Annotated in this window: 12 protein-coding genes; 5 read left to right on the forward strand and 7 right to left on the reverse strand. The window is 61.1% G+C overall.

All coding sequences use genetic code 11. The annotated features are described in order from the left end of the window. Positions 1–71: 71 nt before the first annotated feature. A complete protein-coding gene (locus T8A63_RS09225; protein WP_322343591.1) occupies positions 72–299 on the forward strand; it encodes a sulfurtransferase TusA family protein in 228 nt (75 codons plus the stop codon). Positions 300–391: 92 nt separating this feature from the next. On the opposite strand, the gene T8A63_RS09230 is transcribed toward T8A63_RS09225, so the two are convergent. Then, positions 392–3,286, reverse strand: a complete 2,895-nt coding sequence (locus T8A63_RS09230) for an Rne/Rng family ribonuclease (protein ID WP_322343592.1) — start codon at positions 3,284–3,286, stop codon at positions 392–394. Between the two features lie 547 nt (positions 3,287–3,833). Between T8A63_RS09230 and T8A63_RS09235 the strand changes: the two genes are divergently transcribed. Beyond that, positions 3,834–4,124 carry a hypothetical protein gene (locus T8A63_RS09235; RefSeq protein WP_322343593.1) on the forward strand — a complete coding sequence of 97 codons (291 nt, stop codon included), beginning with the start codon at positions 3,834–3,836 and terminating at the stop codon, positions 4,122–4,124. A gap of 23 nt (positions 4,125–4,147) precedes the next feature. Here the strand turns inward: T8A63_RS09235 and T8A63_RS09240 are convergent, their stop codons facing one another. From T8A63_RS09240 to purC, 5 genes are all read right to left on the reverse strand, one after another. Then, positions 4,148–5,482, reverse strand: a complete 1,335-nt coding sequence (locus tag T8A63_RS09240) for a sigma-54-dependent transcriptional regulator (RefSeq protein WP_067624654.1) — start codon at positions 5,480–5,482, stop codon at positions 4,148–4,150. Between the two features lie 4 nt (positions 5,483–5,486). Continuing rightward, positions 5,487–7,214 carry a sensor histidine kinase gene (locus T8A63_RS09245; protein WP_322343594.1) on the reverse strand — a complete coding sequence of 576 codons (1,728 nt, stop codon included), beginning with the start codon at positions 7,212–7,214 and terminating at the stop codon, positions 5,487–5,489. A gap of 69 nt (positions 7,215–7,283) precedes the next feature. Next, entirely contained in the window at positions 7,284–7,952 is a 669-nt protein-coding gene (gene purQ, locus T8A63_RS09250; RefSeq protein WP_322343595.1) for a phosphoribosylformylglycinamidine synthase subunit PurQ, read from the reverse strand. Further along, complete coding sequence (gene purS, locus T8A63_RS09255) at positions 7,952–8,182, reverse strand: phosphoribosylformylglycinamidine synthase subunit PurS (protein WP_067629083.1); 231 nt, start codon at positions 8,180–8,182, stop codon at positions 7,952–7,954. The genes purQ and purS overlap by 1 nt, the downstream gene beginning before the upstream one ends. Positions 8,183–8,230: 48 nt before the next feature. After that, the gene (gene purC / locus T8A63_RS09260; protein ID WP_067629081.1) at positions 8,231–8,992 is read right to left on the reverse strand and encodes a phosphoribosylaminoimidazolesuccinocarboxamide synthase; all 762 of its coding nucleotides are present in this window, start codon (positions 8,990–8,992) and stop codon (positions 8,231–8,233) included. A 167-nt stretch (positions 8,993–9,159) separates the two neighbouring features. On the opposite strand from purC, the gene T8A63_RS09265 reads away from it, so the two are divergent. After that, positions 9,160–9,477, forward strand: a complete 318-nt coding sequence (locus T8A63_RS09265) for a DUF1476 domain-containing protein (RefSeq protein ID WP_322343596.1) — start codon at positions 9,160–9,162, stop codon at positions 9,475–9,477. Positions 9,478–9,609: 132 nt separating this feature from the next. After that, the gene (gene bmt, locus T8A63_RS09270; protein ID WP_067939794.1) at positions 9,610–10,623 is read left to right on the forward strand and encodes a betaine--homocysteine S-methyltransferase; all 1,014 of its coding nucleotides are present in this window, start codon (positions 9,610–9,612) and stop codon (positions 10,621–10,623) included. Positions 10,624–10,626: 3 nt separating this feature from the next. On the opposite strand, the gene T8A63_RS09275 is transcribed toward bmt, so the two are convergent. Beyond that, positions 10,627–11,703 (reverse strand): PA0069 family radical SAM protein, encoded by a 1,077-nt coding sequence (locus T8A63_RS09275; RefSeq protein WP_322343597.1) that lies wholly within the window; start codon positions 11,701–11,703, stop codon positions 10,627–10,629. Between the two features lie 201 nt (positions 11,704–11,904). Between T8A63_RS09275 and T8A63_RS09280 the strand changes: the two genes are divergently transcribed. Next, positions 11,905–12,603: a corrinoid protein gene (locus T8A63_RS09280; protein ID WP_093926142.1), complete on the forward strand. Its 699-nt coding sequence runs from the start codon at positions 11,905–11,907 to the stop codon at positions 12,601–12,603. Position 12,604: the final 1 nt, after the last annotated feature.

A 12,604-nucleotide genomic window follows, 5' to 3' on the forward strand; every position in this document is an offset into this window, starting at 1 on the left:
GCGGCCCGGCGTCACCTGTCATATTGTCACAAGATCGTGGACCTTGAGAAACTCTTGGATTAACTGATCTTATGGAGATCGAAAAACTAGATGCCACGGGGCTTCTGTGCCCCCTGCCCGTGCTGAAAGCCCGCAAACGACTGGCGGCCCTCGCGCCGGGCGATCAGCTTCATATGACAGCCGATGATCCGGCCGCGGTGATCGACGTGCCGCATTTCTGCGTGGAAGCCGGTCATGCGCTGACCGAAACCCGGACCGAGGGCGCGGCAGAGCTGTATATCATCACCAAAGGCGGCTGAGCCGGACCCGGCCGGAACGCGCGCTTCAACCCTACGACAGAAACGAAAACGGCGGGCCTGAAAGCCCGCCGTTTCCTTTTATATGTCGTGGCTTAGCTGCCCAGTGACCACCAGCCGCGCCGTTTGGGCTTGGGCTTTTCGGCGGGTTGCTCTTCCACCTTTTCGGCCACCGGCTCAGGAGCCGTTTCGGCAGCGGGCGCTTCGGCTTCCACCGGCTGGGCCGTGGGTTCGGGCTGCGGCTCAGGTTGCGGTGCTTCCGCGACAGGTGTGGCCGTTTCCGGCGACGGGGCCGCGATCGGCGCTTCGGTCGGCAGTGCTTCGGTCATCGCCTCGGGCGTGGCTTCGGCAACCGGCTCTACTGGCTTGGCTTTGGCCCGGCTGCGGCGTTTGGGTTTTGGCGCGGGTGCGGCCTCTTCCTCGGTCGCCACGGCGTCTGTTGTCACCGTCTCTTCTGCCGCTTCCGTCACGGGTTTCTTGGTCCGGCGGCTGCGCTTAGCCTTGGGCTTGGGCGTCTCTTCTCCTTCGGTCTCGGCACTGACCTGTGGCGTTTCGCCTTCTGCGGCGGCAAGCGCTTCGGGCGCGGGTTCCGCTTCGGGGGCCAGTTCGGCCTTGGGCTTGCGCGACCGGCTGCGGCTTTTGGGCTTAGGCTTTTCCTCGGCGGCGGGCGCGGCGTCGGTGTCGGCCTGCGCTGCCTGCGCTTCTACCGGTTGCACTTTGTCGCCTTCGTCCGGCTTCGCCGCTTCCTGCTGCTGGCCGCCGTTCTGATCGTCGGCACCATTCTGTTGATCGCCATTGCCATTGCGGCCACGGCCACCCCGGCTGCGACGACGACGGCGGCGGCGTTTGGATTTGCCCTCGCCCTCTTCACCATTGCCGTTGCCATTCCCGTTTCCGTTCTCGGACTGGGCAGCCTCCTGTGCGGCGGGTGCCTCTTCCACTTCGACCTCTGCGGCGCTCTCATCCTCGTCGATCTGATCCATCAGCGATGTATCGACCGAAACGACGTGATCCGAGACGGGCGGCACGGTGCGGGTGGCGGTCTTGAACTTCTCGATGTGGAAATCGGGGCTGACCAAGGTTGGGTCGCCTTCGATCCGCACAGACATGCCGTAACGCATCTCGATATTGGCGATATGCTCACGCTTTTGGTTCATCAGGAAGTTGGCGATGCCCACGGGGGCGCGCACCAGCACTTCGCGGGAGCGGCGGCGGGTGCCCTCTTCCTCGATCTGGCGGATGATCGACAGCGCGAGGTTGTCGTCCGAGCGCACAAGACCGGTGCCGTGGCAGGCGTGGCAAGGCTGGGTCGTCGCCTCGATCATGCCGGGACGCAGACGCTGGCGCGACATTTCCATCAGGCCAAAGCCCGAGATGCGGCCCACTTGGATGCGCGCGCGGTCGGTCTTGAGCTTGTCTTTCATCATCTTTTCGACGGCGGCGTTGTTCTTGCGCTCATCCATGTCGATAAAGTCGATGACAATCAGGCCCGCGAGGTCACGCAGACGCAGCTGACGCGCCACTTCGGCGGCAGCCTCAAGGTTGGTCTTGGTCGCGGTCTGCTCGATCGAACCTTCCTTGGTGGCCCGACCAGAGTTCACGTCAATCGCCACCAGCGCTTCGGTCACGCCGATCACGATATAGCCACCCGAGGGCAGTTGCACCGTGGGGTTGAACATGCCCGAGAGGTAGCTCTCGACCTGATAGCGCGCGAAGAGCGGCAGGCTCTCGTTGTAAAGCTTCACGTTCTTGGCGTGGGACGGCATGATCATTTTCATGAAGTCCTTGGCAATGCGGTAGCCGCGCTCGCCCTCAACGTGGATCTCGTCAATCTCGCGGTTGTAGAGGTCACGGATCGAGCGTTTGATCAGGTCGCCTTCTTCGTAGATTTTCGCGGGCGCGATGGACTTCAGCGTCAGCTCGCGGATCTGCTCCCAGAGGCGCTGGAGGTATTCGTAATCGCGCTTGATCTCGGCCTTGGTGCGTTTCGCGCCTGCGGTGCGCACGATGAGGCCGGCACCTTTCGGCACCTCGATCTCGGTCGCGATTTCTTTAAGTTTCTTACGGTCAGCCGCATTGGTGATCTTGCGCGAGATGCCGCCGCCGCGCGCGGTGTTGGGCATCAGCACGCAGTAGCGACCCGCGAGGCTGAGGTAGGTGGTCAGCGCCGCGCCCTTGTTGCCGCGCTCTTCTTTGACGACCTGCACCAGCAGGATCTGGCGGACCTTGATGACCTCTTGAATCTTGTAGCGGCGCGGGCGCGGTTTGCGCACGAGGCGGATGTCTTCGCTGTCATCTTCGTCGGCGACGGATTCGATGGAATCGTCTTTCGCGGTGGCATCGCTGCCTTTGTCGTCTTCGCTGTCGGCATCGTCGGCCTGGGCGTCGCTGGCGTCAGCGTCATCGGACGTAGCCACAGCCGTTTCATCGTCCTTGGCAACCTCGGTATCGGCTTCGCCGTTCTCAGGCTCTTCGACCGGCGTTTCCGCGACCCGCTCCATGGGCGAGCTGCCCTCTTCGCTGTCGAGATCGACGGTTTCCATACCGGCGATTTGATCGCTGTTGTCGTCGGCGACTTCGGCGGTGACTACGGCATCATCGCTGTTGGTCTCAGCCGCTTGGCTCTTTGACCGGCTGCGCGACCGCGAGCGGGTCCGCTTGGGCTTTTCGTCTTCGTCGTCCTTGGCCGCCTGCGCTTCGGCGTAGGCGCGTTCTTCCTCCAGCAGCGCCTGACGGTCGGCCACGGGAATCTGGTAATAATCGGGGTGAATTTCCGAGAAAGCGAGGAAGCCATGACGGTTGCCGCCATAGTCAACAAAGGCAGCCTGAAGCGACGGTTCGACCCGTGTAACTTTGGCTAGATAGATATTGCCGGCAAGCTGGCGTTTGTTTTCTGATTCAAAATCGAATTCTTCGACCTTGTTTCCGTCCACGACCACAACGCGAGTTTCCTCGGCGTGGGTGGCATCGATAAGCATTTTCTTAGACATAGATCCATTATGCACAGCACCCGCGCACGGAAGGCCCCTGGCGGGGCATCGGGCTGGGAGGTGTGACTTGTCAGGGCGATGGAGGACGCGGCTACAGCAGGGCCACGAATGGCCCCCATCTGTCTGCTCTGAGCATCTGCGCGCGTCATCGCGGTTCTTCTCCGATGCGAGGGCCTTTGCGCCTCTCCCATCCATTAATTAGCTGTGCTTCGGTTGGGCTAACCCTCGCGAATATCAGCGGTTCTTCGGCCGTTTCCGGCCCAATCGGTCTGCTGGCCCCCCGGTGTCGGGCTGGCACGGCAGCGAAACTGTCAAAAGTCACCATACGCCAGTCGGGCGTTACAGGACTTATCCGGCTAGTTAAGGGCTTTAAGGGGTGAAACACAATGGTCAATCGAATGAGCAACAGTCAAATGCGGTTTAACTCGGGTCGGTTGACAAGGCGCATGGGCTTGGAAACATTCAGACTGTCGCCGCAAGGATCGCTGGGCGGCACCATAGAATTGCTTTGCCGCCCCCGCGGCCCAGAGTTTCAAAGGACCGCTTCATGCAAATATTCCTGCGCCCCGCGCTGTGTCTGACCCTTCTGGGCCTCGCCGCCTGTGATGAGATCGCCGTGGCCGATAATCCGGCGGCGCTGGCCGAGTTGCGCGGGCAGAAAAGCTGCGCGGCCGCGGTGACCCAGCAAACCGGCGCGACGGGTGTCGCCGTCAATACAACACGCCCTGTGGTGGAGCTTTATCGTCATATCGTTGACGTACCCGGCGGCGCGAGTTGGTCCTGCATCACCGATCCGAATGGCAAAGCGGTCGAGATTGCAGAGCAGCGCAGCGGTTAAGCCGCGCTGCTTAAGGTGCGTGGTCAGAGGTAATCTGACCGCTGCAACCCGTATTTCGCCATCTTCTCGTTCAGCGTCCGACGCGGCAGGCAAAGCTCGTCCATCACGCTGGCGATAGAGCCCTTGTGGCGGCGCATGGTGTTGTCGATCAACATGCGCTCGAACGCCTCGACATATTCCTTGAGCGGTTTGCCTTCGGTGGTCATCACCGGCTGCATTTCGTCGTGGTCGCTCATCAGAAGCGAGGCGATGGTGCCCGAGCCGCGGCGCGATTGCAGCACCGCGCGTTCGGCCACGTTGATGAGCTGCCGCACGTTGCCGGGCCATGGCGCCTGCAAGAGCTGCGCCGCCTCCTGAGCGGAAACCTGAGGCGCCTCGCAGCCGTATTCATCCGCGAACTGATCGCTCAGACGGGTGAAGAGCGTCAGAATATCCTCACCACGTTGGCGCAGCGGCGGTACGGTGATACGGAGCGCCGCCAAACGATAAAACAGGTCCGAGCGCAGCGCGTCTTCTGAGGTACGCCCGGCTTCTTGCAGGTTCGAGATGGCGACGATTCGTGTCTCTGCCGGGGTGCCTTGTTCGTTGATGGCGCTTAACAGCCGCGCCTGCAGGCTTTCGGACAGGGCTTCGATGTCTTCCAGCACCAGTGTCCCGCCGCGCGCCTCTTCGATGGCGGGCAGTTGCGCGTCTTCGGGCTGCATCGGGCCGAACAGCCGCTTGGCGAGCGCGTCTTCCTCCAGAGCACCACAGGAGACGAGGACAAATTTCTTGCCCGCGCGGCTGCCGACCGCGTGCAGCGCATGGGCCACGAGGGTCTTACCGGTCCCGGTTTCTCCGTCGATCAGCACATGCCCATCGGCCTGCCCCAGATCGAGGATATCTTCGCGCAGGCGTTCCATGACGGGCGATTGGCCGATGAGCTTTTTCATCAGCTGGCCGCCGTCCGACAGCTCACGCCGCAGGGCGCGGTTGTCCATCACCAGACGGCGCGCATTGGTGGCCTTTTTGGCCAGTTCGCTCATCCGGTCGGGGTTGAAGGGCTTTTCAAGAAAGTCGAAAGCGCCGACTCGCATCGCCTCAACCGCCATCGGCACGTCGCCATGACCGGTGATCATGATGACCGGCAAAGCCGAGTCGCTGCCCATCAGCTTTTTCAGGAATTGCATCCCGTCCATGCCCGGCATCTTGATGTCGGAGATGACGATGCCCGGATAATCCGGCCCCAAAGTTTTCAGCGCGTCTTCGGCGCTGCCAAAGGTTTCCGTGTCATACCCCGAAAGGGCCAGCCATTGGCTGATCGACTGCCGCATGTCCTGTTCGTCATCTACAATCGCGATTTTCATTGCCTGAGCCATGCGTTCACTCCGCCGCTTCAATCTTCGTTTCATCTGCCAATATAGGCAGTTGCATCTCAAATACAGCGCCACCGTTTTGTCCGTTGCGCGCCATAAGCCGTCCCCCAAGGTCGTTGACGATCCCCGATGAAATGGCAAGACCCAGCCCAACGCCGTCGCCGGGCTGCTTGGTCGTGTAGAAAGGTTCGAACAGCGCGTCCAAGTCCTCAATCCCCGGGCCATTGTCGCGCACGGTTAATGTCGCCGTCTCCCCCGCTGATAGTATAATGTCCACCTGAGGGTTTCGTTCCGATTTTGTTGCGTCCAATGCGTTTCTTAACAGGTTTACCATAACTTGTTCGATCCGCATACGGTCTCCCATTACCATGACGGGATTATCGGGCAGGATGCGGCTGATCTGGACCTGTCGCTGGCGCAACTGTGGCTCCATCATCGACAGGGAAGACGCCAGCGCCGCGCCCATATCAACCGGAGAGAAAGCCTCCTGCCCCTTGCGGGCATAGGATTTAAGCTGCCGGGTGATTGCGCCCATCCGTTCAATCAGATCGTCAATGCGCCCGAAGGAGGACAGCGCCTCATCCTGCCGGTTTCGTTTCAAAAGCAGCCGCGCGCCTGCCAGATAGGTCTTCATAGCGGCAAGCGGTTGGTTCAACTCATGGCTGACGGCGGCGGACATTTCACCCAAAGCCGCCAGTTTCGATGACTGTTCAAGGGTTTGCTCGGCCACGGCAAGGGTCTGTTGCACCCGCTTACGCTCAGCAATCTCACGTTGGAGGGCAAGGTTCAGGGCCCTGAGTTTCGCCGATTCCCGTTGAAAGATCGCCAGCCGCCCCGCCGTGCGGCGGCTCAGGAAATAGAACGCCAGCGCCAGCAGGATCGCAAAGCCCATGACCTCCAACGCTAGCACGCCGTTCACCTTTTCGCGGACCGAGGCATAGGTCGTGTAGCTGCTCATCCGCCAGCCGCGGAACGGTATCCGGTTTTCCAGCCGCATCACCGCCTCGCCCTGCAAATAGGCATCGGGCGGCAGCGCGGTCCAATCGGTGGTGGCCTGAATGGCGCGTTCAATCGCGCTTTGGGGCGTGTGGTTGGCCAGCGCTTCGGGCTCTGTCAGCCCGCGCCAACGCGACTCGGTGGCGAGGATAATCTCGCCCGTGCTGTCCATCACGATGACCGCGTCCGAGATCCCGGCCCAGGCCCGTTCAAACTTTTGCAGATCAACCTCAACGGCGATCACCCCAAGTGTGGTCCCTCCAGACTGCATGCGCCGCGAATAGAGGAAGCGATAGCCGCCCTGCTCACGCTCAATGGTCGAAAAGATCGTCGCATTAGAGCGGATGGCATCGACGAAATAGGGCTCGGATTTATGGGCGGAGCTGAGGCGGTTACGGTCTGTCGCCGCCACGGTACGCCCGTCGATGTCATATAGCATCAAGGATGCCGCGCCGATTTCCTCAACGAAAGAGATAAGCCGCTGTGTCGACAGCGAATAATCCGCCGATTGCAGCGCGCCGATCAACGTGGGGTCGCGCGCCAAAAGTTGTGGTACAATGGCGTTTTGCCGCAACTCAGCCAGTAGGTTGCCGCTGTAAAGTGCGATGCGCAGTTCCGCGCGGTTGCGGGTGCTTTCGGTAAAACGGTCAGTCAGCAGCTTGTTGGTGATTGAGATCGTCACCACGGCGAGGATCATCAGCGACGCAATCGCGAACCGCACCCGCCAGGATACGGCCATGCTATTGCCTTCGGAACCGGATGTATCACTCATCGCGGCAACTTACGCGCTCCGCGCAACGCACTCAAGTCAGGCGGTTTGCAAAGCACCGGTCAATGCGCGGAAGAGCGCCGCCCCGTCGGTGTTGCCATGCGCCGCTTCCGCCGCCCGCTCGGGGTGCGGCATCATGCCCAACACGCGGCGGTTTTCCGAAAGGATGCCCGCGATATCATCACGCGCACCATTCGGGTTCTCGGCATAGCTGAACGCCACACGATCTTCGCCGCGCAGTTTCGCAATCGTCTCATCATCGGCAAAATAGTTGCCGTCATGGTGCGCGATTGGAATGTTGACAACCTGACCGGCGTCGTAGCCAGAGGTATAATCGCTCGCCGTGGTCTCAACCTTGAGGCCGACAGTCTTGCAGATGTACTTCAGCCCCGCATTGCGCAGCAGCGCGCCGGGCAGCAGGCCGGTTTCGGTCAGCACCTGAAATCCGTTGCAAATGCCCAGCACATAGCCGCCGCGCTGCGCATGAGCCGCCACAGAGCGGCAGATCGGCGAATTCGCGGCAATGGCCCCGCAACGCAGGTAATCCCCATAGGAGAACCCGCCGGGAATGCCTACCATATCAACGCCTTGCGGCAGTTCGCTGTCCTTGTGCCAGACCATGGAAACCTTGGCGCCCGCGGCTTTGAAAGCCACGGCAAGGTCGCGGTCGCAATTGGACCCGGGAAAGACAACTACCGCTGCGTGCATCAGGCCAGCTCCACCGAATAGGATTCGATCACCGTATTGGCCAAGAGCTTTTCGCACATGGCGGTCACATCGGCCTCGGTCGTGCCCTCGGCGAGGTCAAGCTCGATCACCTTGCCCTGACGCACACCGTTCACCCCGTCAAAGCCCAAGGCTCCGAGCGCGTGGCGGACAGCTTCGCCCTGAGGGTCGAGCACCCCGTTCTTCAGCATCACATGCACCCGTGCTTTCATGGCGCGACACCCCTTTGTAACATCTGCAAATTAAACGGCGAAGCCGCGTTAGTTGATCAACGTCGGCTTGGACACCGGCGCATTGTTCTTGGGCATGACGCCGAGACGTTTGGCCACTTCGGTATAGGCATCGGTGAGCGAACCCAGATCGCGGCGGAACACATCTTTGTCGAGTTTCTGGCCTGTCTCGATGTCCCACAGACGGCAGCTGTCGGGGCTGATCTCATCCGCGACGATCAGACGCTGGAAGTCACCATCGTAAACGCGGCCAATCTCGATCTTGAAGTCCACCAGCTTGATGCCAACGGCCATCATCACGCCCGACATGAAGTCATTGACCCGCAGCGCGAGGCTTAGGATATCGTCCATGTCTTGCTGGGTTGCCCAGCCAAAGGCGGCGATATGCTCTTCGGTGACCAGCGGATCACCAAGCGCGTCGTCTTTGTAGCAATACTCGACAATCGGGCGCGGCAGTTGCGTGCCCTCTTCGATGCCAAGACGCTTGGACATGGAGCCCGCCGCATAGTTGCGCACGATCACTTCCAGCGGAATGATCTCAACCTGCCGCACGAGTTGCTCGCGCATGTTCAGGCGTTTGATGAAATGCGTCGGCACGCCGATGTTGTTCAGCCCGGTCATAAAGAACTCGGACAGGCGGTTGTTCAACACGCCCTTGCCCTCGATCGTGGCTTTCTTCTCGGCGTTAAAGGCGGTGGCATCGTCTTTGAAATATTGCACGATGGTGCCGGGCTCAGGACCTTCATAGAGGATCTTTGCCTTGCCTTCGTAGATCTTGTTGCGCCGGGCCATGGGCATCCTTTCCAACAGGGGGCCGGGAACATCCCCGCCGCTTGCGCTTCTCTTAGTGCAACCACCCCGCTGCTGCAAGCATGGCCCGTCACCTTTGACGCGCCACTTGTGGGAAGGCGGGGGCAACCGCATATGAATAGGGTAACACCAGCAATCGGAGACCCGCTATGAGCAAGTTTGACGACCGTGCAAATGCCTTTGAAAGCAAGTTCGCCCATGATGCAGAGATGCAATTCCGCGCCGAGGCGCGCCGAAACAAACTGTTGGGCCTCTGGGCTGCTGAACTTTTAGGCAAATCGGGCAGCGACGCCGACGACTATGCCAAAGAGGTGGTGAAATCCGACTTTGAAGAGGCGGGCGACGAGGATGTCTACCGCAAAGTCTCGGGCGATCTGGGCGACCGCGCCGATGAGGCGACGATCCGCGCCAAGATGCAGGCGCTGATGGCCGAAGCCAAAGCGCAACTGCTGAGCGAGACCAGCTAACCCATTCCACCCCGGCCACGCGCCGGGGTGACCCGCCCTGCCTGTCCTCATAATGAAGATGAATATTATGAGATTGCCCCCATGAACCCATCGTGACATCAGGCGAAATTCCCAGACCCTACAGGAGCCCCCATGAGCAACGCATTCACCGATCTTTTGGCTGAAAAGGGCACATTGCTCGCGGATGGGGCTACGGGCACCAATCTGTTCAACATGGGGCTGATGTCAGGCGACGCGCCCGAGATGTGGAACACTGACGAGCCTAAGAAGATCATCAAGCTTTACCGGTTTGCAGTGGATTCGGGCAGCGATCTGTTCCTGACCAACTCTTTTGGGGCCAATGCTTCGCGGCTGAAGCTGCACGGTGCCGAAAAGCGGGTGCATGAGTTGAGCCGCGTCTCTGCCGAACTGGCACGCGAGGTGGCTGATACCGCCGAGCGCAAAGTGATCGTCGCAGGCTCTGTCGGCCCCACGGGTGAGATTATGGAGCCAGTCGGCACGCTGACCCACTCCCTCGCCGTTGAAATGTTCCACGAGACGGCTGACGGCCTCAAAGCTGGTGGTGCCGATATTGGTTGGCTGGAAACGATCAGCGCCCCCGAAGAATACCGCGCCGCTGCCGAAGGCTTTGCGCTGGCGGGGCTGCCATGGTGCGGCACGATGAGCTTTGACACCGCGGGCCGTACGATGATGGGCCTGACCTCCGAAGGGATGGTCGATATGGTGCACGGGCTGGACAACACACCGCTGGCATATGGTGCCAACTGCGGCACGGGCGCGTCTGACCTGCTGCGCACGGTACTCGGTTTCGCCGCCAAGAATGGCACGCTGCCGATCATCTCCAAGGGCAACGCGGGCATCCCGAAATACGTCGAAGGCCACATCCATTACGACGGCACGCCCGAGTTGATGGCGCGCTATGCGACCATGGCGCGTGACGCGGGGGCCAGCGTCATCGGCGGTTGCTGCGGCACCCTGCCCGAGCATCTGGTCGCGATGCGCGAAGCGCTCGACAGCACGGAAAAAGGCCCGGCCCCGACGCTGGAGCAAATCCGCGAAGAGATCGGTGATTTCTCGTCCGAAAGCGACGGCACCGACGGGCAAGGCCCGGTGCGCGCACCGCGCCGCGGCCGCCGCCGGGGCTGAGCCTCAGAACAAGCTCAATTGATCGCCCCTTTCGGGGGGCGGTCGAAACAGATCGCAGCGCAGTGGCACGCCCGCGCGGGTCAGCCCCAGACGTTTGACTGCCAGATTAAAGCGCTGCGCCACCATCTGCGCATAGGGCCCCTCGCCCCGCATCCTCTTGTGCCAGCCCGCATCGTATTCCTTTCCACCATGCATATCGCGCAGCCGCGCCATGATCCGCTCGGCCCGGTCGGGGTAATGGGTGGCGAGCCATTCTTGCACCAGCGGCGATACCTCACGCGGCAGGCGCAGCATGATCCAACTGGCATGTCGCGCGCCTGCGTCGCGCCCGGCGGCAAGGATCGCCTCCAACTCCGGATCGGTCAGCGCCGGAACCATTGGGGACGCCATGATCCGCACCGGGATCCCCGCCTCCGACAGCTTCCGGATCACCTGCAACCGCCGCTGCGGCGCTGGCGCGCGCGGCTCCATCAAACGGCTGAGCTTTGCGTCCAGCGTGGTCACCGAAATGCCAACCGCCGCCAATCCACGCCCGGCCATATCGCCCAGAATGTCGATGTCGCGTTCGATCAGGCTGCCCTTAGTGACAATCGCCACCGGGTGATTGAACTCGGACAATACCTCAAGACACTCCCGCATGATGCCATGGGTCTTTTCGATGGGCTGGTACGGATCGGTGTTGGTTCCGATGGCGATGGGGGCGACCTCATAGCGTTTCGCGCGCAGTTCTCGCGCCAGCACTTGAGGCGCTTCGGGGCGGGCGATCAACTGCGTTTCAAAATCCAACCCCGGCGACAGTCCAAGATAGGCGTGGCTGGGCCGTGCGAAACAGTAAACACAGCCATGTTCGCAGCCGCGGTACGGGTTGATCGACCGGTCAAAGGGCAAATCCGGCGAGCGGTTGTAGGTAATCACCCGGCGCGGCACTTCGATGCTTGTGCTGGTTCGCAGCACCGGAAGCACCTCTTCCCGGGCCCAGCCATCGTCCTCCGCCACGCGAGTATGGGCCTCAAACCGGCCCGCATCGTTGCTGCCTGCCGCGCGGCCAAGCACGCGGAATCGCTGGTCTTCCCTATCCATGAAAGAAGGTTAGAACATTGTGCGAACACCAGCAAGTAAACTTGTCCAAACCCTTGTCCTTACACCGCAAAAAGCAGTAGTTTGCCCCCAAGGCGTCGCGCATGGCGCGGCCGATGTCGCAAACCGCGACCCCGGCGCTAACATTCCGTGAGACAAGGGCCCAAGTGTCATGCACCTGCACGCCCAGCAGAAGGAAACACCATGTCAGAAGAAGACGATATCATCCTGGCCGAGTTGGACGACGAAGAACTGGTCCAGCAGATGTTCGATGACCTCTATGACGGTCTCAAGGAAGAGATCGAAGAAGGGGTGCAAATCCTGCTCGACCGCGGTTGGGAACCCTATGAGGTGCTTACCAAAGCGCTGGTCGGCGGCATGACCATCGTGGGCGCGGATTTCCGCGACGGTATCCTCTTTGTGCCCGAAGTGCTGCTGGCCGCCAATGCGATGAAGGGCGGCATGGCGATCCTCAAGCCGCTGCTCGCTGAAACCGGCGCGCCGCGTGTGGGCAAGATGGTGATCGGCACCGTCAAAGGCGACATTCACGACATTGGCAAAAACCTCGTCGGCATGATGATGGAAGGCGCGGGTTTCGAAGTCGTAGACCTTGGGATCAACAACGCGGTCGAAGCCTATCTCGAAGCATTGGAAGCGGAAAAAGCCGACATCTTGGGCATGTCCGCTCTGCTGACCACGACCATGCCCTATATGAAGGTCGTGATCGACACATTGATCGAACAGGGCAAGCGCGATGACTATATCGTTCTGGTCGGTGGCGCGCCGCTGAACGAAGAGTTCGGCAAGGCCATCGGGGCTGACGCCTATTGCCGCGATGCTGCCGTGGCGGTGGAGACGGCCAAAGACTGGATGGGCCGGAAACACAACTCCGCCAACGCCTGAG

Source organism: Sulfitobacter sp. OXR-159 (assembly GCF_034377145.1).
Taxonomy (GTDB): domain Bacteria; phylum Pseudomonadota; class Alphaproteobacteria; order Rhodobacterales; family Rhodobacteraceae; genus Sulfitobacter.